Origin of the sequence: uncultured Pontibacter sp. (assembly GCF_947502515.1) — a bacterium.
GTDB lineage: Bacteria > Bacteroidota > Bacteroidia > Cytophagales > Hymenobacteraceae > Pontibacter.
The window spans coordinates 87054-111855 of the sequence record NZ_CANNAI010000005.1 but is presented as its reverse complement, the minus strand read 5'-3'; the positions used below and the strand labels follow the sequence as shown (position 1 = coordinate 111855).

Genomic DNA, 24802 nt, shown 5'->3' with positions numbered 1-24802 from the left:
TGTTCAGCCGATAGCGTTTCTAAAAAATTTACAAAATTTTTGATTCGAAAATCTGCATGGAACTAGTTTGTATAGTTAAGCTGGTTGGTATATACTGTGTACAGTGTTTTGAATTAAATTATGTTGCATGTTATTGTTTTGAGAGAGATAGAAATAGAAGTTAGACCGTCACTTCATTAACAATAGTAACTGGTATACTAACTTTATGCATTACTGGTGTATAAATATCTATCTCTTGATTGGGTGTAATTAATGAGACAATTAATGAGTATCTGGTACGGGAACCCCATTTATCCAAATTCTTCCTTTCTCTCCACCAACCGATCACTGGGTATACAGCTAAGAAATTACATGCTGCAATATTAGCTGCATTATCAATATATGAGTCTGAATGAATTGAACCCATACTTCTGTTGGTCTTCCCTATAACCCATCTCTCACTGCCTGGATCTGAAAAACCGGTTTCATCTTCTTGTCTTGCTGCTACATTTACTCGTTTGATAAATTCTTCTTCTGACTCAGATGGATTATTTAAGTCAAACCTTAATGCATGGGAAGCATATCTATACCTATCTTTCCAACCTACTTCACCTGGTCCTGGCTCTATAAAATAAGATAATGTAATACGAACTTTTACCTGAGTCTCTCCTAAATCCCTTAAAACTTCATTTGGCCATGGCAATTTGAAGAAGTGCATGTCTTTTGTTATAAGCCTAGATCCACCTTGGGCTCTATCATATGGCTGTATATATTCTTGTGCAATTAATGTTAAGCTACTGCTGGTGCTAAAGAGAGCTTTATCAAGGGAAGGAACCCCATAACCACAAATCCTTAAAAGTTTTTTTACACTTGTTTTTCTAGTAATATCAATGGCGAATTGGCTAATTAATTGATCTGTCCATTCAGCTGAATGGACAATTAAACCTCTTACAGTTTCCGGCCAAGCATCAGGATACAGTGTCTGTATTCTAGCAGCCATATTTGAAGCTTGTGCAGTCGCTGCGCTTGTCGCACTAATAATATCAAATTGTTGAAGCAAGGGCCTAGAAGAAGTCGAAAGTATACCTAAATCACCACAAGAGTCAACATTGCCTTCACCATCTCTTAATAAATTACCACCCTCAAAAACTACATCAGGTTTTATTGGCCATTTAGTTGTTTCCCACATGTTTGAAGTTGAGCTATAAGGTGATAGTTCTCCTGCTTGTGCTAAAGGAGACCAGCCATCAAAAGAGGTACTTGTAATTCTTGTTTTTTGAGTGTAAGCACCAACTGTTAATGCATTCCAAGACTGAGCTGGGTCCTGAATTGAATTTAATAGATTACTATCCGGGTATGATCTCCACTGTGCTCTATCACTAATATTACCTGCAGAAATGATAATTAATCTCTTAGATTCTTCATTTTCACCAAAAGCAGATTGATCTATAGCTGCTGACCACGAAGAAGGTCTCCCTGAACCTATTTGCTCCATTGTGGTCACTGCCATACAATAAATATGATTCCAGGTCGGTCTTTGAATTTCAATCCTACTTATAGCTTGTTGAGTTATTGATCCATACAGATCAAAGCTATTTTCTCCAGAGGGCGGAAGGATTTTTACGGATGTTAGCTTATGATTGACGTGAATTGTACTACCCCCTTCAAAAGAGGACTGTAGGTCCCCATATGTAGCGAGCCCACTCATAAGTGTTCCATGCCCTAAATGGTCTCTAACGCCCCATGCTTCTACCACTGTTAGGCAATCATGCTGGCTGATAACAGGAGATAGTAATCTATGGCCGTAAGTGACTCCAGAATCTAGTACACAAACACTAATTGTAGTATCCGCAAATATTGTTCTACCTAATAAGTCGTCAATCCAACTACTTTGTTCACTATTTGACTCTTGGAGCCAAAATTCAGCAGTCTCTTTAACTGCTCGTATCTCAGCTAATGTATCAAGCCGGTTAATTAATTCGATTAAATTATCTCTGGTTGCTTTAAAAATTAATACAAGTCTTTCCGGGAATACTAATGAATTTTGTTTTACTTCTATACCTAAGCTTTGGCATGTGGAAATAAAATTATTATAGACATTCTCTTGTCTAAATACACCATCAGTATCAGTAATTTCAAATCTTAACCATGCTTCACACCATTTCGGATTGTCACCTGGTTGTAGGTCAAGTGAATCTGTCCATAACGCATTGAGAAAAGCAACTCTTACATCATCTATACTATTTACCAGAGGCGCATTTTTTGGTTTACCGGTAATAGTTTCATTTGTCGAATATTGCCTAACCTTATTTAAAAAATAGCTTTCTTGACCTCTCGGCACGTAGACTGTTGCATAAGTAACATCACCAGTGTCAGCGGGTTGCTCCCTAACATTTAACAGCCTAATTCCCTTTCTCTGGTCTTCTAGACTTTTTGTTATTAAGTCATATCCTAAACCACTCTTAAATTCCAAGTACGTACCGCTACGAATTGGAAGTGCAACAGCTGCCCGGTCACTATTTGTTCTATCAACATCACTCCAAGCTTCTCGAAGTCTATTATCTAAAAATTCACTATGTGATACTCTATTACGTTCAGGGATTCTAGGCCTGCTTCCTTGTTGTTGTCTAGGCCGATAAACGCTTGCTTCAGCAATTCCTTCTAGAAAGATATGATTAAGATTTGTTTGCATGGTAATGGGCTAAGAATAGAATTTATTTTTGATATGCAGATACCCGGTTCTTAAGCATCTTGAGAAGAAGGCTCTTATCTACTTTATTTTTGTCGAACAGAATAGCTTCTTTAATTGAATCATTACATGCTTGCACAATCTCAGCATGACTTAATGATTTTACATTATCTGCAATTGATGCGACATTAAACCTACCCTTAAAGCTTCCCAATCTGTTTTCAATTAACTGGATTACTTCGCTTTTAGCTGGTAGGTTATAATGGAAGACATCATCAAATCTTCTAAACAATGCCTGGTCTAACATGGATGGATTATTAGTAGCAGCTATTATTATAGCTGCTGACTCATCTCTTTCAATAAATTGTAGGAATGAGTTTAACACCCGGCGCATTTCACCTACATCATTATCTCTGAGACGCTCCGCACCGATAGTATCAAATTCATCGAATAGGTATATTCCATGATTGTTGTTAATGAACTCGAAAACTTGTCGAAGTTTTGAACTTGTTTCACCCATATATTTTGAAACCAGCCGATCCATATTTACTAGATAAAAGGGCAAGTGAAGTTCCTTAGCAAAGATGGAAGCCGTCATGCTTTTTCCAGTGCCAGGAGGGCCTGCAAGCAATAGTTTACGCCTATTTCTTAAATTATGCTTTGAAAGTTTTCCTCGCTGTTTATACTCCAGTATTACACGTTCCATCCTTTCTTTTAGTGAATCTGAAATAACTAATTCGGTTAGCCTTGAGTGGACCGGTATCTCTTCAACTAAACCTTCTACTGATTGATCAAAAAGTTTAAGTCTAGGAGGGGTAATTTTGCGACTATCAATAAGCTTTTTTATTTCATCAGCGAATATAGATCTACCCAGTTTGGCTTCGTGAGCAGCAATTTGAAGAGCAATAGTCACGAAACGTTCATCCTCATTATTGACATGAGACTTAATAAGTGCTTTTATCTGATCCGAATTAGCCATGAGGAGTAATTTACAGGAAATTTAAATTAATTATTTAATATATAAAGTGAATTACAATGTAACACCTGGTTTAATAGAGATTTTAAGAACCGGCTTCAGCTAGTAAGCTTCGAATTTGCAATTCGTTTGTCCTATATCATTAAGTATTGGATGCCTAAGTAGAAAAGCTGACATCTTGCTAAAGATAGAAGATGATTTATCACAAGAAAATAAAGGGATGTATATGACAATATAGAGCAGATATTATGCAAATAGTATGCAAACAAAAAAGCACCTACTCCGAATTAACGACGTAAGTGCTTGATTATCAACGTGGGCCCACCTGGAATCGAACCAGGCACCTACTGATTATGAGTCAGTTGCTCTAACCGAATGAGCTATAGGCCCGTTCCCTTAAAAGAATGTGCTTCCTTTGATTTGGGAGTGCAATTCTACATATTTGTACTGACAATTTCAAATACCAGACCAAAAAATTTCGTGGACCTGACTAGCATCAAAAACATCATCTTCGACCTCGGCGGGGTCATCATCAACATAGATTATTTTAAAAGCATACGCGAGCTGGAGCAGTACTGTGCCGAGGGGCACACCATCGAGTACAGCCAACGCGCACAGTCTCACCTCTTTGACCTCTTCGAGACCGGCAACAGCAGCCCCGAGGAGTTTCGCCAGCACCTGCGCGAAGCCTACCACCTCAACGCCACCGACAAGCAGATCGATGATGCCTGGAACGCCATGCTGCTTGATATTCCGGCCGAAAGAATTGAGCTGCTCCGCGAGTTGGGCAAAAAATACCGCATTTTCCTGCTCAGTAATACCAACGCCATCCACCTCAAGCGCTTCAACGAAATGGTGGCCCACAGCTTTACCATGCCGAGTCTCGACTCTCTGTTTGAGCAGGCCTATTACTCGCACCTGATCGGGCAGCGCAAACCCGATGCCATCGTGTTTGAGCAGATACTGGAGCAGAACGGCCTGAAGCGCGAAGAGACGCTCTTTATCGATGACAGCATTCAGCACATCGAGAGTGCCCAAAAAGTGGGGCTGCAGACGCTCTTCCTGGAGCCGCCGCTCACCATCAACCAGGTGTTCAAGGATGAGGTTTCCTAGGCAGCAAAACAGGTATAGCCTGCACCTGCTCCTCTTTGTGCTCACCCTGACCACGACGACCATCGCCGGAGCCGAATGGCGCTTCGGTAAGTTGTTCTTCTGGGGAGCAGAGGGCTTTTCGTGGACGGGTACTTTTACCTGGGCCGAACTGGCAGCCGGGCTATACTTCTCTATTCCTTTTCTGGGCGTGCTTACGGTACATGAGTTCGGTCATTACTTCACTGCGAAGCGCTACCGGGCCAACGTTTCATTGCCCTATTATATTCCGCTGTGGTTTGGCATCACGTCTACCATTGGTACCATGGGGGCTTTTATCCGGATCAGGAGCCGCATCTTCTCCCGGCAGCAGTTCTTCGACATTGGTATAGCCGGTCCGCTGGCGGGCTTTGTAGTGGCTATACCTCTGTTGTGGTACGGCTTCACGCACCTACCCGACCCTGACTTTATCTTCACCGTTCACCCGGAATACCGGCAGTTCGGTCAGGACTATGCCCAGTATGTGTACCAGGGCGAGGGCAATTTTTCGCTTGGCAAGAACCTGCTGTTTTTGTTCTTCGAAAGGTATGTGGCAGACCCGGCGCTAGTACCCAATGCCTATGAAGTGATTCATTACCCGCTGCTCTTTGCGGGTTACCTGGCCTTGTTCTTCACGGCGCTCAACCTGCTGCCTATCGGTCAGTTGGACGGTGGACACGTGCTTTACGGCTTGATCGGATACAGACGTTTCAACCAGCTCTCTCCGATCTTCTTCAGTTTTTTTATTCTGTATGCCGGTATGGGCATGATCTCGCCGCACCGCGAGCCGCTCTGGGACGACAGTCTGCTGGTGGTACTGGCGCCCTTTGTGTTCTTTGCCTTCCGGGGTATCTTGCACGACAACCGCCACGGCCTGCTGGCCGCGCTGGGGATGCTACTGGCACAGTACAGCCTGGCCGAAACCTTCCCGGAACTGGCAGCTTACATCTGGGTATGGCCGCTGTACGTGCTCTACCTGTTCTTCGTGCTGGAGCCCGCCACCCCAAAACTGAGCTTTACCGCCTACCTGGTACTGATCGTAGTAGTGGTACAAGTGCTGATTGCCTCGCTATACCCAATTGCCGACGGCTACAGCGGCTGGCTGGTATTCGGTCTGCTACTCTCACGACTTATGGGCATCTTCCACCCTTCCTGCCCGAACGAGGCTCCGCTTACGCCAGGACGGAAAGTACTAGGTATACTGGCCTTTGTGATCTTCCTACTGTGCTTCAGTCCGACGCCGTTTGTGATTGAATAACCTCCCCCAGCCCCCTCCTAAAAACAGGAGGGGGAGTGTGCACGATTGTCATCCCCCTGCCCCCTTCTTCGTGGAGGGCCCCTACCCCCAAGGGGGACTTTCTGTAGCTGCCAGTTCTCAGGTATAGCTTCTTTGTTTCAGCAACAGACTACACATACCCCACGAACCCTTGGCACGCATTGCCAAGGTAACTTGCACATAAGCTACGCAGCAAGCAGCGGTGCCATGTGCGTCCTTTGATTACCCACTGTTTGAGCGTTCAGCGAGTTTGGGGAATCTTGATTTTTTTGCTTACTTTTTTTATCAAGAAAAAAAGTATGTGCCCGCCGCACAGGCGAAACAATGAAACAAATCAGATTGCTATACCTGCAAAAGTAGCTACGCTAGTTATAGGCGTTGATACAAGCAATACTAAAGCTAGCTATGCCTAGAGCAACAGGGCCAAAGGCCCCACCATATCCGACACGAGCGAGGACGCTCGCGCCATAAACACTACACAATAGAAAAGGGGCCATAAAGGCCCCTCTATAGCAGACACAAGTGTAAAGATCCCGAATCAAATCCGAAATCTCCGACCCACGCCATATCCAAAAATCAAATTACCCCTGATACCCGGTAATCCCGCCAAGCAGGTTCCTCACCTGCTTAAACCCCTGCTGCTGCAGAAACGCTTTGGCGGAAGCTGAACGCATACCGGATTTGCAGTGCACGATCACTTCCAGGTCTTTGTAATCCTCTATATCATCCAGGCGTTGCGGCAAAGCTCCGAGCGGGATGTTCTGTGCACCTTCAATTCTGGATTCCTGATGTTCCCAGTCCTCGCGAACATCGATGATAACGGGCGTTTCACCCTTGGCCAATCGTTCCTTGAGTTCCTCGGCCGTAATGTCTGTTGTGATCATAAGTTTATTAGGATGCGTTTGGTAGTAAATGTATGATGGTCGGTTTCAATTCGGATAGTGTATAAGCCCGGCGAAAGCTTCGGGAGGCGTACCGGTTCCTGCCATACCGTTGCTTTATGACGCAAAATCTCCCTTCCGGTTACGTCGTACATCGAAAAAGAACGGTAAGGTCCGGAGAAATGTAAAATGCCGTTGCTGGGGTTGGGGTATACCTGCAGGCCAGCATCACGTGCCTCCTCCTCCAGACCCAGTGCCTGCCCAGCCATTACGGGACGCAGCATCACGGCACCAGCGTTCACGCTGTCCCGCTGCCAGCCACCTACTACGGTATTGTAAAACAAACGGCCTGTGGCACCGGCATTGCGGTCAAAGCCAATGTTCAGGTATAGGGTCGCAGGCTGACTGAAGCCGACATAAAAGGTGCCCTCCACCGGAACCGGTTGGCTCAGTTCTATTTCATAAAAGGTGTTTAGTCCCTCGTTCTGTTGCACCGGAAAGGATTGCTCGTGAAGGGTGCGGCCCGGTCGTCCGTTGTCGTCAGCCCAGATGCGGAACACGATAGAAACGTTGTTATGCCGTACGCCCACCTGCGGAAAATGCACCCGGAAAGCCCGCACCTGGTCTGCTGTAGCCAGTTCAAAGCGCTGCGCCACCTGGGTGTTGCCATAGGTATAGAGACTGCTGTAACCGGCCTCTGCTGAGCCATCGTCCAGGGCGAAGTAGTCGCTGAAGGTAGTGCGTTGCAGCGTGCTGTCGTTGGCGCGCTGCCGGGCGTTCTGCTCTTTGGTATCGAGCCAGAAACCGTGCTGTAGCACAAAGCCCTCCGGATTGAGGTTGAGGTTGCTGATGCGCGGTGTGGCCGTGATCTGGCGCTGTCGGGCCTGTCCAGGTATAAGGGCTTCTTCGCGCAGGAAGGTATCGGCTGGCGAAACACCTACCTGCTGGATAAAAGCACGCCAAGCAATCGCTCCCGGCAGGTCACCGAGGTTGTTCAGACTGGCATAAATCTCGTCGCGTAGGTATAACTCGGGGTTGGCCACAAACTGACGGGCAGGTACGGCACTATAATCCATGAGCGGTGACACGCTTTCGCTGATGCCGATGTCGCGGGTCGTGTTTTGTCCACGGCGACGGTTGCGGTCCAGCTCTACGTAGTCGAGGTTCCAGATGTCGCGGATGGCATTGCGGGTGCCCTCTGTTCGGAAGCGGAATTGAAACTCGTCGTGCATAAAGCGCTGCTCCCTTACAGCCACCCAAGCCTGGGCAAACTCTGTTACCTGGCCAGGGGCAGTCTGTTGCCATACCTGTGTCCAGGTGCCATTGCTTTCTTTGAACTCCAGCCGCAGCACACGCGGGTTGTTATTATTCCGCTCCGGCGCACTCCCCTGCCCACCTGATTGCCAGTAAAAGCTCAGGTATACCGAGTCGGCTGGCATGAGCCCTGCTAAGCGAATGGGCTGCGAAGTCAATGTATCGGTTGGTCCACCAATGTTGCTACCATAGGGGTTGCCCTGCGCATTGAGTCCGTCAAACGTGGCTACGTTGCGGGTAAGCGGTCGTAGGGCAAAGCGATTGTTTACGTAAACCCCGCCATTGATCCAGTAAGCCGGATCGGGCGTGGTGGTGGTACCGGAAAAATCGTCGAAAAAAGGTAGGGACAGGTGATTGCTCTCTGTTCGGAGTTGGTAAGGACTGCCGGAAGGTATACGCTGCGGATCCTGCTGTAAGGGCATCAGTACTCCCTGAGCCGAGGCAAAAGAGCCGCAGCAGAGCAGTACTAGCGTAAACAGAAACTGTCTTGTACCCATACCTTCGTTATATAAAATGCGCCCGCCACGGTGAGTAGCGGGCGCATCTGTTAGTCTATACCTTGCACTGGCTCTTCGCCGGCTACCCAAAGGTCCACCAGCTCGCCTGTCCTGATCATGGCTTTCACATCAGCGATCGGACGCTGACGAATGATAGTGCCATCCGGCTTGCCGCTGCCTGACACATAAAAGATGTTGCCCAGCTGTAACTTCTGACCTACGAGCAGCACCGAAGCCTCGTCGAGCGGCATACCTACCACGTCCGGCACCTCAAATTCAGTATTACCAAGGCCGTCACCTACGTGCAGGTCTACCACTGCACCCTTTGGTACCTGGTCGCCCGGCTGCACTTCCTTGCCATTCACAAACTGCTTTAGCACAGCACCATGCTGCAGGTCAGGCACATTAGTGATCTTGCCACGACGCAGGTTATAGCTTTTCAGGATAAGCTCCGCATTTTTCACCGAACCATCAATCAGCTTCGGCATCTTGATCATCGGCGGGTTTTTCATGTTGATGCTGATGTAGATCTTGCGGTTTTCCTTTACTTTGGAGCCCGGTGCAGGATCTTGCGTCAGAATCTCAAAGGGCTTGTACTCCGGATGATAACTCGAGTCGTTTACGAAATAGCGCAGGTTCTGTTCTTCCAGAAACGCCTCAGCATCCGGCAACTGCATACCTGTGATTTTCGGCACCGAGATCGTCTCGCCATGGTTCGTAGCCGACGGCAGGTACAGGTAGAAGAATCCGAAGACCAACGCGGCCACAATCACTCCCATCAAGGCCAGGTGTACCAGCACCCCCACAAATGAATTCGTCTTTAACATTTAATTTTTTTCGATTGCTAATTGCTTGCCCCTGTGGGGGCTTTTTTATTTTTGAATTAATGATTAGATGAATTAGTGAGTTGGATTTATTCCATTTTACTCTCTAAGTCACAGCGCTCTGGCATTACTGTCATTTCGAACAAAGTGAGAAATCTGTATAACTTCATGGCTTCCACAATAACTCAGATTTCTCATTGCATTCGAAATGACAGTTAGTGAATGACTCCCTAACTTCAAATGTTCTTCGCCTTATACCCTTCCAGATCCTTGGCGCGCTCAGTTCTTTCCACACCAAAAGTCAGAATGCGGTCGATGAACTCGTAGGGTTTGTAGCCGTTGATGGCGGTCTGGTGGAAGATGCAGGTTGCCGGAGTCATGCCTGGCAGGGAGTTTACCTCGATGATGATCGTCTCCACCTCGTCGTTTTCCAGCACGCGCACAAAGGCGTCGATACGGGCATAGCCTTCTATGTTCAGAATCTGGGCCACGCGCTTCAGGTCCTCCTTCACTTTGTCAGATATCTTCTGACGGCGCTCCGGGTCCTGTGCATAACGGGCCGGGGTAATGTTTTGCCCCTCCCCTGCCAAAAACTTCTCTTCAAGTGACAGTACTTCGCCTTCGGCCAAAGCCTCAGAAGCTTCGAATACTTCGTACTCTACGGTACCATCCGGGTTGTATCGGGTCAGCAAACCACCGGTGATCTCCAGGAAGTGCTTCGCTCCGTTTTTGCTGATGAGCGTTTCTACCAGGAAACCCTGCTTGTTCGGGAATTCCTCTTTGAAGCCCAACGACAGTGTTCTGGCACATTCTGTATCCAGCTCTTCCATCTCACGGAAGATCAGGGTCGTGAAAGCGTCCAGTTCTGCGCGGTTCTTGATCTTCTTCACGGCCGAGCTGCAACCATCGTCCGCTGGCTTGGCAATGAACGGATAGCGGAACTCTGTTTCAAGACTCGCATAAAACGCTTCTTTGTCCTTCAGCCAATCGTCTTTCCAAGCCATGCGGTGATGCGCTACCGGTATGCCGTGTTTGGCAAGGATCTCGTTGGTGTCGTATTTGTTGATCGTGATCTGTGAAGAGCTGATGCCGGAACCGTTATAAGGTATAGCCAGCTTCTCCAGCTCCTGTTGCAAGGCACCGTCCTCACCCGGACGACCGTGCAGGGCAATGAACACCGCATCGACCATGTTCTGCAACTGGCTATAGGTCAGGCGCTGCGGCTCGTCGAGGCTCTTGCCTGTATACTTGCGGGTAATGCTTTCAGCCTCACTGATGATCTCCTGCAGCACCGGATGCGGTTTGCCGCCGTGCTCAAAATGCTGAATCTTTTCTTTGATATCGTCGGCATTGTCCTTCAGCATGATGTTGATCGGAATGCTGTACAGACGGTGCTCCTCGTTACTACCCGTCAGGAAGATCGGCAGCGGTTCGTATTTGGTAGACGAAGAAAGCTTCTCGTAAATGTTACGACCGCTCTCCACGGAAATGTGTCTTTCAGAGGAATAACCACCCATGATCACCCCCACCCGAACCTTGTCGTGGCGGTGGGCGTTCTCTTCGCGGATGGCATTATCCAGCTGGCTTAACAGCCTGGTCAGCGTCACAGTGTCCTTACCCGACTTCAGGCGCTCAGCCACGGAGGTGCGGATGATATAGGTCAGAAACTGCGAAGGGTTCAAGCCAATCTCAGCGGCCTGATGGAAGAAGAACGACGAAGGCAGCATGCCTGAGGTCGTGTTCGGGTCGTTCAGGAAGATGTTGCCTTCCTCAGTAATGAAGCCGTCGAGACGGGCATACACGTTGAAGCCCAAATTGATGAACAGCTTGCTGCAGGCCTTGCGGATCTCCTGAATCTGCTCGCTTGGCAAATTGATCGGGGTGATCTTACGCGCCAGACCCGGCAGGTACTTGGAACGGTAATCGAATACCTCGTTGCCCTTCACGATCTCGGTCGGCGGCAAAGCGATCGGCGCACCAGTCTCGTCCTGCACTACAATGCAGGAGAACTCGCGTCCGTTGATGAAAGCCTCCACCAGCACCTGCTGCTCATGCTCGACACTGGTCAGCACGATCGTTTCGGTATCGGTTGTGGCGAAGGTATGGTTGATATGGTTCAACAGCTCTTCAGGGTGATACAGGATGGTGCCGTCTTCGAGCACCACCGGCATGCCGATACCCTCGCGGATGTCAACCAGCTGCTTCATGCTGGCTACCTGCTTCTCCTCACCCAGCGCCTGCCATTGCGCTTTGTAAATGTTCTTGGTAAAGAAACTACGGTCCATGCCCTGCTCGAACAGGTCGTAGTTGTGCTCCTTCACAATGGAAACGCCAATAGAAGAACCCTGATGCGGCGCCTTGAGCACCAGCGGCAGACCAAGGTCAGCTACCAGCGACTCGAACAGCTGCTTGCGGTTGTTAACATCTTTCCACTCAGCGTACTGCACCTTGCGGTAATCCGGCGTCGGGAAGCCATGCTGCTTAAGCATCTCCTTCTGCGCAGCCTTGTCTATACCTATGGAAGATGGCAGTATACCTGATCCAGAGTACGGAATGTGGTACCACTCCAGCAAGCCTTGAATGCTGCCGTCTTCTCCATAAGGTCCGTGCAGCGCCAGGAATGCGAAATCGAAATGGTTTTTAAACTCGTGCGGCAACAGGCGCTTACCGGCTTTCGCGATAATGCGGTCCTGCTCCTCAATGCTCAGCTCGCCTAGCGACTCCAGGTAGATCTGTAGTCCGTGCTCGCTCTCCGGCAGCGCCTCTACCGGCGGATAGAAGTCGCGGATGGTGCCTTTGTAGATGTATTGCCAGTCCAGCAAAATGAAATTGCCGAGACTGTCGGCAAATACCGGAACGGCTTCAAAAAGGGCTTTATCAAGGTTGTCGTACACGGTGCGGCCACCTGCGAAAGAGATCTCACGCTCACGGGACGGTCCGCCAAATATTATTCCTACTCTCATGGTATGCAAAGGTAACAAATACACTCAGTATTTTAAGGGGCAAAAGATACAGGATGCAATTGGAAATACATAGCGAAATCGGGATTTATGATACCGCTTATTATGATAACGATGTGGTTTGGGAAAAATTCAATGTTTAACCAGGAGATGAGGTTCTTCGCCTTGCCGGCGGGGCTCTCTTTATAAGCCTATGGCGCGAGCGTCCACGCTCGTGACGGGTATGGTGGGGCCTCCGGCCCAGGTATAGGTGTAGCTGCAGCAGTTACAGTTATAGCAACGTAACTTGTTCCATAGCTTCGCCTGTGCGGCGGGCACAGTATGCCCTGGCCGGGCGGGCCTCACTTTTTTCCTTGATGAAAAAAGTAAGCAAAAAAATCAAGACGCTCCAAACTCGCTGAACGCTCGAACAGTGGAGCCTCGCAAAGCGCACCTGGCACTGCTGTTTGTTTCATTGCCAGCGTGCAAGTTAGTCTTACAATGTGTGCCAGTGTTACGTGACAGTAGCTATAAAACTTATACCCTTGAATTGGCAGATACTTAAGTTCCCCTTCTAAGGGGGCAGGGGGATGACAATCATTCACAGCACCCTCCCCTGTTTTTGGGTTAGGGTCAGGTGACCCGATACCTGATAAAATCCTGTCAATCCTAAAATCCTGAAAATCCTGATTCAGACAAATACCCTTTTCACTATATTTGTACACCCAATTACGCATACCGGAAACAAAAACTCCGTAAAAACGAAAAACGAGTAAGACTAACGAAAAAGACAAATCATGAGAACTGTAGACGCGTATAACTTTGCCGGCAAGAAGGCGCTGGTCCGGGTGGACTTTAACGTTCCGCTGGATGCTGACTACCGCATTACCGATGACACCCGTATCCGTGCGGCCGTGCCGACTATCCAGAAAATATTGAACGATGGCGGTGCTGTCATTCTCATGTCACACCTGGGTCGTCCAAAAGCCGGACCGGAAGAGAAATACTCCTTGCGTCACCTCGTGGACCGTCTTTCACAGGAATTCAACACTACTGTTAAGTTTGCTACTGACTGCATCGGCCCTGAGGCGGCGCAACTGGCTCAAGACCTGCAGCCGGGCGAGATCTTACTGCTCGAAAACCTCCGCTTTCATAAAGCTGAAGAAAAAGGCGATCCGGAATTTGCGCAACAACTGGCCAGCATAGCCGATGTGTATGTAAATGATGCCTTTGGTACCGCACACCGCGAACATGCTTCTACAGCTGTGATTGCCCGCTACTTCCCGAACGACAAAGTGATGGGCTATGTGATGCATGCCGAACTAGACAATGCCCGTCGCGTGATGGACAATGCCGAGCGTCCTTATACCGCCATCATGGGTGGTGCCAAAATATCTGACAAAATCTTGATCATCGAGAAGCTGATGGACCGCGTGGACAACCTGCTGATCGGTGGTGGCATGAGCTATACCTTCGTGAAGGCTGACGGTGGACAGATTGGTTCTTCGCTGGTGGAAGAAGATAAAGTAGAACTTGCAGCCCGCCTCATCGCGATGGCCAGAGAAAAAGGCGTGAACCTGATGATCCCTGTTGACTCCATCATCGCTGACGAATTCAGCAACGACGCCAATGTGGATACGTCACTCAGCCACCATATCAAGCCGATGTGGATGGGCCTTGACATCGGACCAAATGCCCGCGAGCAGTATGCTGACGTGATCCGTAACTCTAAAACGATACTTTGGAATGGCCCGATGGGTGTGTTCGAGATGTCGAACTTCTCTGTCGGAACCGAAGCCGTGGCTGAAGCGGTGGTAGATGCAACCCGCCGTGGTGCTTACTCGCTGATCGGTGGTGGTGACTCTGCTGCCGCTGTCAACCAGTTGGGCTATGCCGACCGCGTGTCTTACGTGTCGACTGGTGGCGGTGCGCTGCTGGAGTACATGGAAGGCAAGACCCTGCCGGGTGTGGCCGCCATTGAGCGTGACGACTATTAATCTAATAAAACTAACGCGCTTGTGAAACCGTCCCCTGACACCCTCGCTCACTTCCCGCGAGTGTGAGGCATCTAGTGGCGTCCCGTCACTTGTATCAGAGGCACAGACCTTAGCGGCCAGTTGAACTTCCCAAACACTTTCGGGAAGTCCGCCGGACCACCCACACTCGCGGGACGCGAGCGAGGGTAGTAGGTATAGAACAAGCGAGAACACTAATTAACTCAAGAAATCCCCCGCTGCTTTTCTGTAGCGGGGGATTTTGCTAAACAGCAGACAGCATCTGATCTCACAGTACTTGCTGTTTCTTATAAATTTATACCTGATCACATTGGTCCTTTTTAAGCTCTGAAGACCCAATGAATTCCATAAGAGCCAGAGACTAAACATGAAAATTTATACCCTATTGCTGGCGCTTTTGCTGGCATGTCCCGTTGCAGCTGTTGCCCAGACTCAAGAAAGTAATCAGCCACTGTTCAACTTCAAACGCGGTGTTGGCATTGTGACTCCGGACAGCTCCTTCTCGATCAACATGAGGTTTCGTGTGCAAAGCCGGGCCATGTATAACTCCGTTGCAAAGGACGATTTTGGAGTGTCAGAATATGAAATGCGGGTGCGGCGTCTACGTTTGCGATTCGAGGGTTTTATGTACTCCCCCAAACTGACCTATAACATACAGCTCTCTTTCTCGCGCGGCGACATGGACTGGAGCATGCGCGACCAATCCAACATCAACACCAGCCCCAATGTGGTGCGTGATGCCGTGGTGTACTACCGGCCGAACGATAACTGGCAATTCGCTTTCGGACAGACCAAATTGCCTGGCAACCGACAGCGTGTGATCTCTTCCGGTGATCAGCAATTCATTGATCGTTCCATCGTGAACGTGGCCTTCAACGTTGACCGTGATTTTGGTTTTCAGGCGGTGTATAGCAATCAGTTCGGTGGTTTCCACTACATGCTCAAAGGTGCACTCACAGCTGGTGAGGGTCGTAACGTGTTTTCCACTGACAAAGGTCTTGCCTATACCGGGCGTTTGGAGCTCCTCCCCTTTGGCAAGTTCACCAACGGAGGCGATTACTTTGAAGGAGACCTGGAGCGTGAACAGACCCCAAAACTTTCCCTGGCAGGTGGCATGAGCCATAACGAAGGTGCCCGCCGCACGGGTGGCCAGATTGGTCGTGACCTGTACGAGCAGTCGGATATGCAAACCTATATTTTTGATGGCCTTCTCAAGTACAGAGGTATGGCCCTTTATGCGGAGTACATGGCGCGAGAGGCAAACAACCCGATTACGCTTAATGCTGCAGGCGATCGACGCCACATCCTGACCGGTCGTGGGCAGAACTACCAGCTGAGCTATATCTTCCCGAATAATGTGGAGCTGGCAGGCCGTTATTCCCGCATAACACCCAACCAGGAAGTGCGCTCTCTGGAAAACACCGAAGAGGCTTACCTGGCGGGCGTAACTAAATACCTACGGGCGCACCGCCTTAAGCTACAGGCCAATGTGGGCTATCACTCCTTCAATCCTTTCCTGCCCGTAAACAACGACTATCACTGGACGGCTGGCGTGCAGGTCGAACTGGGGATATAAGCCACGAACAGGTATAGCAGCCTTCGGCTAATTAAATTGCGTATTCAGGATAATGTATGGAACTTGCAAGCCCTAACATTTGCGTATGGAAGAACAGAAAAACAATCCCCTGCACGGCAAAACACTGGAGCGCATCCTGGTGCAGCTCGTAGACTATTATGGCTGGGAAGAGCTGGGTTATAAGATCAACATCAACAGCTTCAACAACAACCCGAGCATCAACTCCAGTCTGAAGTTTTTGCGCAAAACACCCTGGGCAAGGCAGAAAGTAGAGGAGCTCTACATCAGAACCTTCAGCTAGGACCTTACGAAAGCGATCGACATGAAAGACTATAAAAAATATTTTATCATACCGGCTGCCCCTGAGGAGGTGTATGTGGCCCTAACCAACCCCAGCACTATCCAATTGTGGACAGGCGATCCGGCAGAGATGTCGACCGAGCCGGGCTCGGAGTTTTCGCTTTTTGAGGGTAACATTGTAGGCAAAAACCTGGAGTTTGAGGAGGGCAAAATGCTGATGCAGGAGTGGTACTTCGGCGAACAGACAGACAAGTCGATTGTTACCATCAAGCTGCATCCACACAAACATGGCACCTCTGCCGAGCTGCGCCACCTCAACATTCCTGACGAGGACTATGATGACATCGTAGAAGGCTGGAACGAAGCGTACTTCGGTGCGCTGATAGAGTTTTACGAGGACGAGTTGTAGGCTTTGAGTTTCCTAGAAGTATCCGGAATACATGTGCACGAAGATGGCCATACCGTGCTGCATGACATTAGTTTTCAGCAAGGTGAATACGAGAAAATTGCGATAGCTGGTGAAACCGGGTCCGGCAAAAGTACGCTGCTGCAAACCATTGCCGGACTTGTGCAGGCCAGTGCCGGTCAGATCAGGTTTGAAGGCAAACGGGTGATTGGTCCGCACGATAAGTTGGTGCCGGGTCATGAAGGGATTGCCTATCTGTCGCAGCACTACGATTTGCCCCAGTTTTTGCGGGTGGAGCAGGTGTTGCGCTATGCCAACATGCTGCAGGGCGATGAAGCTGAAACCTTGTATGAAGTGTGCCGCATCAGTCACCTGAAGCAGCGCAAAACCAACCAATTGTCGGGTGGTGAGCGCCAGCGCATTGCTTTGGCACGACTGCTCAGCACATGGCCCAGTTTGCTACTGCTCGACGAGCCTTACTCCAACCTCGACAAAGGCCACAAGGAATTACTCAAAGAGGTCATCCACGACATCACCGAGCGGCTTGCCATTACCTGCATCCTCATTTCCCACGACCCACACGACACCCTTTCTTGGGCCGACCGCATTCTGGTGATCAAAGGCGGCCAGATCATACAACAGGGCACGCCCGAAGAGGTATACCGCCACCCCATCGATACGTACACAGCTGGCTTATTCGGCAGCTATAACCTGATCCTGGCAGACATAGCCCGTGAAATTGTGAGCAAGCTAGGGATAGAAACCCAGGGCCGCGACCTGCTAGTGCGTCCGGAGCATTTTAAGTTCGTAAGCAAAGCAGCCGGTTCTCTGACTGGCTTCGTTCAAAAGGTTACCTTTTATGGCGGGTATTACGATGTGGAGGTACAGCTATCGAACAGCAGCGTCACGGCAAGAACACAGGCCATACCTGCCAGTATAGGCGAAAAAGTATACCTCGCCGTTAAGCCAGAGAATATTACATTGGTTTAGTGTAGCTTAGTCTTCCTTTTCAAGCTGGAACAGCTCTTCGACACGCATCTTGAAAATACTGGCCATTTTTAGAGCAAGCACAGTAGAAGGTATAAACTTCTTATTTTCAATGGCATAAATTGTCTGCCTTGTAACTCCAAGTAAATCGGCCAATTCGGTCTGTGACATGCTGTACCTGGCCCGCTCTACTTTTATGCTATTATTCATGTGAATGGCTTGGTACTACCTCATTAATAACGTTTGACTTCTTATAGTAATAAAGCACAATAACACCGATTATTTGAAGGTTTACCAAGTAAGATGGATGAATTCTGTAATTAGGAAAAATCATATAAACCAAGAATACGATCATAAGTGAAGCCATAAAAATAAGCTTCACCGATTCTAGTTTTAAACTATGCAAGAGTTCATCGTGTACTTTATCCTTCGCAAAAGCATAAAGCGCTATACCTAACATCCCTACTATATCTAGCATATGCACGTATTGTTTTTCAAAGAAATGATACTCTTGTCCTGTCCAACCATCTACCATACCGGAAATGAATGAAGGAGTACTCGCTAAAACAAAGATGATTATGCCGACCTTCTTAAAATAGTTTGGGAGTAATTGTGTTTTCATATAGTCTAGTTTAGTTATACAAACGTAAACAATAGATTACACAATGCAAAGTATACATTACATAAATATTCAAAAAAACATATCTTTATACTGAAGCAAGAAAGCCCTTTTGAAATAGATCATTTTAGATCAATCTCAAAAGGGCCCTGTAATTTTGAATATTTCAGTTCGTGCTAATCCACCATATTCCCATTCGACATTTCGCGTTCACGCAGCACCCGCGCTGTTACCAGCAGCTGCCCTACATGGCGCATGCTGTGTTCGGCGGCGTGAAAAAGAAGGCCCATCACCGTGGACTCTACCTGCGCACGTCCTACCCTTCTACTTTCGGTCAGGCTGTTTTCATCGGTCTGCCGCAATTGATCCATGGCTTTGTCCACCTGCTCATTAAACTTTTGCACCAGTGTTTCAGATTGCTTGTCCTCCCCTACTGGTTTGCCTTCGGCGTACAGATAGGCTAACTGTTGCTCACTCAATTGTTCGCCGCGGGCATAGGCAAAGAGGCGCTCTAGTATACCGGTGAGGTGCTGCAGGTGGTAACCGACCGAGGCAACTCCGGCAGGTCGCTCCCAAAGCAGTTCATCCGGGAAGTCCTGCATGAAACTTCCGACTTCTTCGCGGGCCTGCAGCAGCGCATGGGCTACTGGCTGTAACAAGGCAGGCACATCAGGCAGCGGACCGCGCAGCCATACTTCGAGGTTTTTGGTCTGTGTCATAAGATCAAGGGCTTGTACATGAGCGATGTACGCAATCAGCAGCGAAAAAGCCTAGCTATTTTGTTTTTTCAAGTTGAAATTGATGCATGCACCTACTCAAACTTCAGCTTGCACCATCCGCGGATTATACCTAATATGCAGCCATCCTATTATAAACCCATACTTAACTGATATGCCAGCTTATATTATTGTAGATGTAGAGGTGAACAATCCTGCCGCTTACGAAGATTATAAAAAACTGACACCAGGCTCTCTGGAGCCATTCGATGGCAAGTTCATTGTACGTGGTGGCGCTGCTCAAAACCTGGAAGGCGACTGGAACCCAAGCCGCATCGTTGTGCTCGAGTTCCCGACCATGGAGCAAGCCAAAGCCTGGTGGTCGTCTGACGAGTATGCCCCAGCCAAAGCCCTGCGCCAGAGTGCTTCCAGCACCCGCATGATCGCCGTAGAGGGAGTTTAAAATTTCCTATCATTTCGACCTTTGGGAGAAGTCTGAAATATTACTCAGGCTTTGAGTTAATTCAGATCTCTCCTATTGTCGAGATGACAGATTAAAAAAAATTGTTCCTTATACTGAAATTGGAAGTAGAGACAGCTTACGAATCTAACTTCTTTTTATCCCGCCGGTTCAGGTAATCGAGCGCCTCTGTCACGGATATAAGGTCGTTGCGGTCGTGGTAGCAGCGGATGCGCTCCATCTCACCGGCGATGAGTCCGGCGCGAGTGTCTTCGAGCTTGCCTTGCGAGTGGGTCACTTCCTCTTGCCAAAGCATGGGCTTACCGGGCAGACTGTACAGGTATAGCGACGGGTGCTCCCGCAGTGCAGCTGTAATGGCTGTCATAAAAGCACGTGGCTGTTGGAAAGGAGCTGCCGTTACCACCATGCTTTTATAGCCCTGCTCCCTGGCATAGCGCACTGCCGAAGTCGCTTCGATCAGGGTATGGAGCATCGCTGTATCTTCGGGCACGGGGGGAACAGGTATAAGCTGCTCCACTCCTATTCCGAGTTTTGTCATCTCCTCTTTCCATACCTCAAATCCGGGGTAGCCGCTCATGGCTTTGGTCCCGAGGCAGAGCACCTTGCCGGTGCGGCCGCTTTGCAGAAAAGATTGGGATGTTTCAAAGGCTGCCTGCTGGTTGTCTTCGGTCTGGCCGAACAGAAACAAACCGTCTACCGGCTCCTCAGGTATTGTATCGCAAAGTGCACGAATGATGAGTTCTTCTATCATAGCTCCGCTTATACGCAATGTAATTGTGCAAGGTATATCCCCACAAAATTGCCTAATTTTGTGCATGATCAAAAAATACCTGCTACCTCTCACCATCCTTTTATTTAGCAGTATCCCTGCCATGAGCCAAAGCAAACCTGAAACGCCTGCCGTTGTGAAACCGGTGGAACTGCAACTGAAAGGCTACAATAGCCGCGACATTGATCTGTTTGCCAGCGCCTTCAGCGACACCGTGAAGGTATACCGTCAGCCCGGCGTGCTTACCTACCAGGGTCGCGACGAACTGCACAAGCGCTACGGCGCCATGTTCGCCAGCACTCCGGACCTGCACTGCGAGATCGTGAACCGAATTGTGGCAGGCGACGTGGTGATTGACCAGGAGAAAGTGCAGCGAAAAAAAGGAGAGCCGCGCACCGACGCCATAGCCGTATACCGCGTAAAGGATGGCTTAATCGTAGAGGTGACTTTTATACCGCCTTACAATACCCAATAAATGACGAACCAGATAGACAGTATCATATTTGACCTGGACGGCACCCTCTGGGATGCTGCCCAGACTGTGGCCAAAGCATGGAGTGCAGCCCGCCAGAAAGTTGACTTTGAGATACAGGGGATCACACCTGACAAAATCCGTTCCATCGCCGGCACACAGCATAACCTGATCTTTGATATGCTATTCCCGCACCTGGACCAGGCACAGCGCCAGGAACTGATGGAAGTGAGTGGCAAAGAAGAAATGGCCCATATCCGCGCGCACGGAGGTGACCTGTACGAGGGACTGGAGGAAACGCTGGAGTACCTGCACAACAAGTACAAGCTTTTTATCGTGAGCAATTGCCAGGACGGCTACATCGAGGCTTTTCTGGAGCGGCACGACCTGGGCAGGTATTTTGGTGATTTTGAATGCTCCGGCCGCACCGGTGACCCGAAGGATGTGAACCTGAAAGCCATCGTGGAACGCAACAACCTGCAGGCACCTGTGTATGTAGGCGACACCCCCGGCGATCTGGATGCCAGCAAGAAAGCTGGTGTACCCTTTATCCATGCCGGTTACGGCTACCGCGAAGTGGATGAGTACGAGCACCGCCTGGAGCGCATCAGCGATCTGACCACGCTTTTCTAGCAGCTCCGTTATGATCTTTGAAGCCCAGCCTGAGGATATTGATGAGTTCTACGAGCTCTGGTGCCTGCTGCTCGACCTGCATCAGTCCCATCATGCCGTATTCCGCTTTAAGCCGGGCAGCGAGCAGGCTCTAAAGGCAGAGCTGCTCCACCGCCTCAAGGACAAAAGCACCCGGGTATTTGTGTACCAGGATGCGGATACCTGGGCAGGTATGCTGGTGGCCAGCCTACGGCCTGGCTCAGCAGGCTTCAAGCTCTCCAACAAAGGTTACATTGGCGAGACGGTGGTGCGTGCCGGATATCGGGGCAAAGGTATCGGCAAGGAATTGTTTGAGGCCGCCCGCAAGTGGCTTAGCGACCAGGGAGCCGATCACCTCGAGCTCCAGGTGTCGGTGCAAAACCCAAAGGCCATCCGCTTCTGGGAATCATTGGGCTTCACTCCCTCTACACAGCACATGGTGCTGCCTCTGCAGGAGCCGGGAAATTCGAGAAAAAACTAAGCCGGAACCGAAAACTGAAGCCGGGGTGCTCCGTACTGCTAAGTAGGCAACACCCCATGTCGCCTTCCCCCTAACAGCTTCTACTTACGATTATCATGGTTCTAAAATTACGCACCCTTGCGCCCTTTCTGGCGCTTTTGTTGTTGCTCACAAGCGGCTGCGACAAAGAAAAAGATGAAGAAATGCCGCTCCCTGAGTCCCCGGTGTACAACAAAGAGGTGGCCTTCAAAATTTTTACGGAAACAGATTACAGTGAAGCCCGCTGGCAGGATTCTAAATTGAACCTGACCCTCAGGTTGCGCCGCATCAGCACCACCCTGCCCAAAGACGAGATCGTGCTGGACACTACCTTCGGTTGGATGCCATTCCAGGAGCTGCCCCTCAGGACTGCGCCTCTGCAGCTGGACAAACAAATGCGGGAAATTCATAAAGAGCAGGACCAGCTGGTGCTGGACGTAACCAAAGTCGTATCCATCAACGGTTACGAAACAGTGTTCCACTACGACCAGACACTGGACCATGACAAGCGACAGGAGACAGTAGAAGTCAAACTCTAGTTACTGGCACCTTAGCGCCGCAGTTCATATACCTTGTCGTAGAGGGTTTCCGCTACCTTACGGAAAACTGAAAAACCAGCTGCTGTGGATGCTCTATGCAGTTCGTGCTCGTGTCCGTCAATACCGCGCTCTACCCGGTATATATGCTCTTCCAAAACAGGCAGTACTTTGGAGGAGCGCAGGCGCTGGTACTGCTCTTCGCTTACGATGTTGCTGTCCTTGGCTTCCGCTATCACCAGCACACCGTCTGCTTTGAGTACCTGATAACATTCAGAGAGCAGATCCTGGAGGCTGTCCCCCATGCAGTCCAAAGTTTCGATAAGCGTGATCAGGTCATACTCGTAAGCATACACCTGCTCTTCGGTGGCCCACTCAAAGTGCGCATTCACGATATGCTTCTCTTTGGCAAGCAGATTAGCCCGCTCTACAGAGGAGATATACCTGTCAAAACCCAGGAAGGTCGATTTAGGAAACACACGAGCCATCACCAACGTCGAAGCCCCGTGGCGACCGCAGCCCAGGTCCGCTACCAGTATACCTGTTTCCAGTTTTTCAGAAAGCCCTTCCACAGCAGGAATCCAGTTATGCAGCAGACTAGCCAAGTACTCTTCACTGAAAAACCGGCCAGATACATCTTCAGGCAATAAGTTAAATCCTTTGGCATGGCTACTTCCTGTTGGCAGCGTCATATCATGGGGTTTGCCATGCTGGTCTCCGTTTCCTTTCAGGAAGCGGTTACCTATGTAATGGGGGCTGGTAGGGTCGGTCAGTGCAATGGCATGCGCCTCGGGTAGACAGAAGGTATCGGCTTCTGGTTCGTGCAGGAGGTAGCCATCCGCAGCCAGGCTGTCCGCCCATCGCTTGACCAGTTTGATGCTGGCTCCGGCGCTTCGGGCAATCTGACCTACAGTCATAGGTCCTGCGTTGACCATCGCTTTGTAAAGCCCCAGTTGGCTGCCCAGAAAAGACATCCTGACTCGCTCGGCAGCACTCAGGTCTTCCAGCACGTGATGAGCAAAATCCTCTACCCGCTCCGGCCTGACCTGGTTTCGATGTATTGTATTCTCTTCCATAGTAGTAGTGTTTAGTTTGAGGATAACACTCTAAAATTAAAATACTTACAATGAAAAGTATTGTATGAATTTCGGAATAATTTGTGCAGACTAGAAGTTTTTGCGAATCTCTAACGGAGTCTGTCCGGTTTTGCGCTTGATGAAGTGACTGAAATGGGACTGGTCCTCAAAATGCAACGCATAGGCGATCTCAGCCATACTCATTTTTGTATGGCTGAGCAGCGTGCGGGCTTCCTGTAAGAGCCGGTTTTGGATCATTTCGTGCGGGGGCTTGCCAGTGGTGCTTTTCACAACGTCAGCCAAGTGCTTCGGTGTGATGTTGAGCAAGCTGGCATATTGCTGCACCTCGTGCATTTCGCGGAAGTGCTCGTCGACCAGGTGCTGGAAGCCACTTGTCAATTGCACGGCACGAGTAGCTTTCTCTTTGATGTAGACCGTGTACCTGGCTTTGTAGCAGTCACGGATGAGCAAGAGCAGGATATGGATATAATTTCGGATCAGTTGTGTTTTCTCCCTCGAATGGCCATTGTATACTTCTATGATTTCCTCAAAAGACCGCTGCAATAGTTTGCTTTCATATGAGGTGAGGCTGATGACATGCTCGGCATCCAGATCAAAGAATGGAAATTGTTCTGACAGGGCTCCCTGCATGACAGGCTCCATGAACTCCGTTGTAAATTCTATACAGAAGCCCCTGCAGTCTTTGATGTTAGTGGAAGCGTAAAGCACATTAGCTGGCACAATGACCAGATCATGCGGCATGAGCCAGCGGTGCTTATCATCAAGGCGTACATCGTGGAGGCCGTCGAGGAGGAGGTAAATCAGGTTAAAGTTTCTCCGCAAAGCTGGAATCCCCAGCTTTGGGTCAACATGTTGGTGCCTTTCCTCCATACGCCCTGGCAGGAACTGAAGGCCCGGATCATAGGGCCGTGTATCGTGGTTTATTTTTCTTTCAAAGGCAGCAATTGTTTCAAAGGTCAATATTTCATTTCTGGGCACAAATACCTTATTAAATTTCCCTACTTACCCTCCATCGTCTATTTCGCCCGTAATGTGAAGGATGCTCGCCCCGCCAATCGCTCTTTGTTCTCACTTGAGTCTGTTGCTCACTAAAAACAGCAGGGTTCCTCTATTTATCATAACATTATTTCACCCAAAAAAGTAGCAATTTTTATACATTTAGTTAAAGCATAGAT

The 24802-nt window shown here is 49.2% G+C and carries 24 protein-coding genes and 1 tRNA gene; 12 read left to right on the top strand and 13 right to left on the bottom strand.

The window, feature by feature from the left end:
* Window positions 1-160: 160 nt before the first annotated feature.
* The 3 genes from Q1A54_RS13895 to Q1A54_RS13885 form a co-directional block, all read right to left on the bottom strand.
* On the bottom strand, window positions 161-2671 hold the full coding sequence (locus Q1A54_RS13895; protein ID WP_299989268.1) for a S8 family peptidase: 2511 nt from the start codon (window positions 2669-2671) through the stop codon (window positions 161-163).
* A 22-nt stretch (window positions 2672-2693) separates the two neighbouring features.
* Complete coding sequence (locus Q1A54_RS13890; RefSeq protein ID WP_299989265.1) at window positions 2694-3647, bottom strand: ATP-binding protein; 954 nt, start codon at window positions 3645-3647, stop codon at window positions 2694-2696.
* Window positions 3648-3960: 313 nt separating this feature from the next.
* Window positions 3961-4034 (bottom strand) — tRNA-Ile (locus tag Q1A54_RS13885).
* 90 nt (window positions 4035-4124) lie between these two features.
* Here Q1A54_RS13885 and Q1A54_RS13880 point away from each other — a divergent pair.
* A complete protein-coding gene (locus tag Q1A54_RS13880; protein ID WP_299989262.1) occupies window positions 4125-4757 on the top strand; it encodes an HAD family phosphatase in 633 nt (210 codons plus the stop codon).
* Window positions 4744-6030 carry a site-2 protease family protein gene (locus tag Q1A54_RS13875; protein ID WP_299989259.1) on the top strand — a complete coding sequence of 429 codons (1287 nt, stop codon included), beginning with the start codon at window positions 4744-4746 and terminating at the stop codon, window positions 6028-6030. The genes Q1A54_RS13880 and Q1A54_RS13875 overlap by 14 nt, the downstream gene beginning before the upstream one ends.
* Window positions 6031-6629: 599 nt before the next feature.
* Here Q1A54_RS13875 and Q1A54_RS13870 read toward each other — a convergent pair.
* The 4 genes from Q1A54_RS13870 to Q1A54_RS13855 form a co-directional block, all read right to left on the bottom strand.
* The gene (locus Q1A54_RS13870) at window positions 6630-6932 is read right to left on the bottom strand and encodes a rhodanese-like domain-containing protein (protein ID WP_299989257.1); all 303 of its coding nucleotides are present in this window, start codon (window positions 6930-6932) and stop codon (window positions 6630-6632) included.
* Window positions 6929-8740, bottom strand: a complete 1812-nt coding sequence (locus Q1A54_RS13865) for a T9SS type A sorting domain-containing protein (RefSeq protein WP_299989254.1) — start codon at window positions 8738-8740, stop codon at window positions 6929-6931. Before Q1A54_RS13865 ends, Q1A54_RS13870 begins: the two co-directional genes overlap by 4 nt.
* A gap of 50 nt (window positions 8741-8790) precedes the next feature.
* Window positions 8791-9567, bottom strand: a complete 777-nt coding sequence (locus Q1A54_RS13860; RefSeq protein ID WP_299989251.1) for a PASTA domain-containing protein — start codon at window positions 9565-9567, stop codon at window positions 8791-8793.
* A 233-nt stretch (window positions 9568-9800) separates the two neighbouring features.
* Window positions 9801-12527 (bottom strand): D-alanine--D-alanine ligase, encoded by a 2727-nt coding sequence (locus Q1A54_RS13855; RefSeq protein WP_299989248.1) that lies wholly within the window; start codon window positions 12525-12527, stop codon window positions 9801-9803.
* 773 nt (window positions 12528-13300) lie between these two features.
* Between Q1A54_RS13855 and Q1A54_RS13850 the strand changes: the two genes are divergently transcribed.
* The 5 genes from Q1A54_RS13850 (at window position 13301) to Q1A54_RS13830 (ending at window position 17790) form a co-directional block, all read left to right on the top strand.
* On the top strand, window positions 13301-14500 hold the full coding sequence (locus Q1A54_RS13850) for a phosphoglycerate kinase (RefSeq protein WP_196115904.1): 1200 nt from the start codon (window positions 13301-13303) through the stop codon (window positions 14498-14500).
* 385 nt (window positions 14501-14885) lie between these two features.
* A complete protein-coding gene (locus Q1A54_RS13845) occupies window positions 14886-16094 on the top strand; it encodes a porin (RefSeq protein ID WP_299989244.1) in 1209 nt (402 codons plus the stop codon).
* An 85-nt stretch (window positions 16095-16179) separates the two neighbouring features.
* Window positions 16180-16395: a VF530 family protein gene (locus tag Q1A54_RS13840; protein ID WP_299989241.1), complete on the top strand. Its 216-nt coding sequence runs from the start codon at window positions 16180-16182 to the stop codon at window positions 16393-16395.
* A 21-nt stretch (window positions 16396-16416) separates the two neighbouring features.
* Window positions 16417-16803, top strand: a complete 387-nt coding sequence (locus tag Q1A54_RS13835; RefSeq protein WP_299989238.1) for an SRPBCC domain-containing protein — start codon at window positions 16417-16419, stop codon at window positions 16801-16803.
* A gap of 3 nt (window positions 16804-16806) precedes the next feature.
* Window positions 16807-17790, top strand: coding sequence for an ABC transporter ATP-binding protein (locus Q1A54_RS13830; protein WP_299989235.1), 984 nt, complete (start codon window positions 16807-16809; stop codon window positions 17788-17790).
* Between the two features lie 6 nt (window positions 17791-17796).
* Here the strand turns inward: Q1A54_RS13830 and Q1A54_RS13825 are convergent, their stop codons facing one another.
* The 3 genes from Q1A54_RS13825 to Q1A54_RS13815 form a co-directional block, all read right to left on the bottom strand.
* Entirely contained in the window at window positions 17797-17997 is a 201-nt protein-coding gene (locus tag Q1A54_RS13825) for a helix-turn-helix transcriptional regulator (RefSeq protein WP_299989232.1), read from the bottom strand.
* Entirely contained in the window at window positions 17990-18409 is a 420-nt protein-coding gene (locus Q1A54_RS13820) for a hypothetical protein (protein WP_299989229.1), read from the bottom strand. The genes Q1A54_RS13825 and Q1A54_RS13820 overlap by 8 nt, the downstream gene beginning before the upstream one ends.
* Before the next feature lie 173 nt (window positions 18410-18582).
* Window positions 18583-19125: a DinB family protein gene (locus Q1A54_RS13815; RefSeq protein ID WP_299989226.1), complete on the bottom strand. Its 543-nt coding sequence runs from the start codon at window positions 19123-19125 to the stop codon at window positions 18583-18585.
* Window positions 19126-19297: 172 nt separating this feature from the next.
* Here Q1A54_RS13815 and Q1A54_RS13810 point away from each other — a divergent pair, with 172 nt between their 5' ends.
* Entirely contained in the window at window positions 19298-19585 is a 288-nt protein-coding gene (locus Q1A54_RS13810) for a DUF1330 domain-containing protein (RefSeq protein WP_196115916.1), read from the top strand.
* Between the two features lie 136 nt (window positions 19586-19721).
* Here Q1A54_RS13810 and Q1A54_RS13805 read toward each other — a convergent pair whose 3' ends face one another.
* Window positions 19722-20354, bottom strand: a complete 633-nt coding sequence (locus Q1A54_RS13805) for a YdcF family protein (RefSeq protein ID WP_299989221.1) — start codon at window positions 20352-20354, stop codon at window positions 19722-19724.
* A gap of 121 nt (window positions 20355-20475) precedes the next feature.
* Between Q1A54_RS13805 and Q1A54_RS13800 the strand changes: the two genes are divergently transcribed.
* The 4 genes from Q1A54_RS13800 (at window position 20476) to Q1A54_RS13785 (ending at window position 22533) form a co-directional block, all read left to right on the top strand.
* Entirely contained in the window at window positions 20476-20847 is a 372-nt protein-coding gene (locus tag Q1A54_RS13800) for a nuclear transport factor 2 family protein (RefSeq protein ID WP_299989218.1), read from the top strand.
* The gene (locus Q1A54_RS13795; protein WP_299989215.1) at window positions 20848-21477 is read left to right on the top strand and encodes an HAD family hydrolase; all 630 of its coding nucleotides are present in this window, start codon (window positions 20848-20850) and stop codon (window positions 21475-21477) included.
* A 10-nt stretch (window positions 21478-21487) separates the two neighbouring features.
* Window positions 21488-21976: a GNAT family N-acetyltransferase gene (locus Q1A54_RS13790; RefSeq protein ID WP_299989212.1), complete on the top strand. Its 489-nt coding sequence runs from the start codon at window positions 21488-21490 to the stop codon at window positions 21974-21976.
* Between the two features lie 95 nt (window positions 21977-22071).
* Window positions 22072-22533 carry a hypothetical protein gene (locus Q1A54_RS13785; RefSeq protein WP_299989209.1) on the top strand — a complete coding sequence of 154 codons (462 nt, stop codon included), beginning with the start codon at window positions 22072-22074 and terminating at the stop codon, window positions 22531-22533.
* An 11-nt stretch (window positions 22534-22544) separates the two neighbouring features.
* On the opposite strand, the gene Q1A54_RS13780 is transcribed toward Q1A54_RS13785, so the two are convergent.
* The gene (locus tag Q1A54_RS13780; protein ID WP_299989206.1) at window positions 22545-23606 is read right to left on the bottom strand and encodes a methyltransferase domain-containing protein; all 1062 of its coding nucleotides are present in this window, start codon (window positions 23604-23606) and stop codon (window positions 22545-22547) included.
* Window positions 23607-23696: 90 nt separating this feature from the next.
* Window positions 23697-24449 carry a helix-turn-helix domain-containing protein gene (locus Q1A54_RS13775; RefSeq protein WP_299989203.1) on the bottom strand — a complete coding sequence of 251 codons (753 nt, stop codon included), beginning with the start codon at window positions 24447-24449 and terminating at the stop codon, window positions 23697-23699.
* Window positions 24450-24802: the final 353 nt, after the last annotated feature.

Excerpts from the sequence above, each read along its gene's own strand:
- Q1A54_RS13820 (WP_299989229.1), bottom strand. The coding sequence starts at position 18,409 with ATGAAAACACAATTACTCCCAAACTATTTTAAGAAGGTCGGCATAATC.
- Q1A54_RS13890 (WP_299989265.1), bottom strand. The coding sequence starts at position 3,647 with ATGGCTAATTCGGATCAGATAAAAGCACTTATTAAGTCTCATGTCAAT.
- Q1A54_RS13815 (WP_299989226.1), bottom strand. The coding sequence starts at position 19,125 with ATGACACAGACCAAAAACCTCGAAGTATGGCTGCGCGGTCCGCTGCCT.
- Q1A54_RS13875 (WP_299989259.1), top strand. The coding sequence starts at position 4,744 with ATGAGGTTTCCTAGGCAGCAAAACAGGTATAGCCTGCACCTGCTCCTC.
- Q1A54_RS13850 (WP_196115904.1), top strand. The coding sequence starts at position 13,301 with ATGAGAACTGTAGACGCGTATAACTTTGCCGGCAAGAAGGCGCTGGTC.
- Q1A54_RS13895 (WP_299989268.1), bottom strand. The coding sequence starts at position 2,671 with ATGCAAACAAATCTTAATCATATCTTTCTAGAAGGAATTGCTGAAGCA.
- Q1A54_RS13795 (WP_299989215.1), top strand. The coding sequence starts at position 20,848 with ATGACGAACCAGATAGACAGTATCATATTTGACCTGGACGGCACCCTC.
- Q1A54_RS13840 (WP_299989241.1), top strand. The coding sequence starts at position 16,180 with ATGGAAGAACAGAAAAACAATCCCCTGCACGGCAAAACACTGGAGCGC.
- Q1A54_RS13790 (WP_299989212.1), top strand. The coding sequence starts at position 21,488 with ATGATCTTTGAAGCCCAGCCTGAGGATATTGATGAGTTCTACGAGCTC.
- Q1A54_RS13800 (WP_299989218.1), top strand. The coding sequence starts at position 20,476 with ATGAGCCAAAGCAAACCTGAAACGCCTGCCGTTGTGAAACCGGTGGAA.
- Q1A54_RS13810 (WP_196115916.1), top strand. The coding sequence starts at position 19,298 with ATGCCAGCTTATATTATTGTAGATGTAGAGGTGAACAATCCTGCCGCT.
- Q1A54_RS13780 (WP_299989206.1), bottom strand. The coding sequence starts at position 23,606 with ATGGAAGAGAATACAATACATCGAAACCAGGTCAGGCCGGAGCGGGTA.
- Q1A54_RS13785 (WP_299989209.1), top strand. The coding sequence starts at position 22,072 with ATGGTTCTAAAATTACGCACCCTTGCGCCCTTTCTGGCGCTTTTGTTG.
- Q1A54_RS13865 (WP_299989254.1), bottom strand. The coding sequence starts at position 8,740 with ATGGGTACAAGACAGTTTCTGTTTACGCTAGTACTGCTCTGCTGCGGC.
- Q1A54_RS13805 (WP_299989221.1), bottom strand. The coding sequence starts at position 20,354 with ATGATAGAAGAACTCATCATTCGTGCACTTTGCGATACAATACCTGAG.
- Q1A54_RS13835 (WP_299989238.1), top strand. The coding sequence starts at position 16,417 with ATGAAAGACTATAAAAAATATTTTATCATACCGGCTGCCCCTGAGGAG.
- Q1A54_RS13860 (WP_299989251.1), bottom strand. The coding sequence starts at position 9,567 with ATGTTAAAGACGAATTCATTTGTGGGGGTGCTGGTACACCTGGCCTTG.
- Q1A54_RS13855 (WP_299989248.1), bottom strand. The coding sequence starts at position 12,527 with ATGAGAGTAGGAATAATATTTGGCGGACCGTCCCGTGAGCGTGAGATC.
- Q1A54_RS13845 (WP_299989244.1), top strand. The coding sequence starts at position 14,886 with ATGAAAATTTATACCCTATTGCTGGCGCTTTTGCTGGCATGTCCCGTT.
- Q1A54_RS13825 (WP_299989232.1), bottom strand. The coding sequence starts at position 17,997 with ATGAATAATAGCATAAAAGTAGAGCGGGCCAGGTACAGCATGTCACAG.
- Q1A54_RS13870 (WP_299989257.1), bottom strand. The coding sequence starts at position 6,932 with ATGATCACAACAGACATTACGGCCGAGGAACTCAAGGAACGATTGGCC.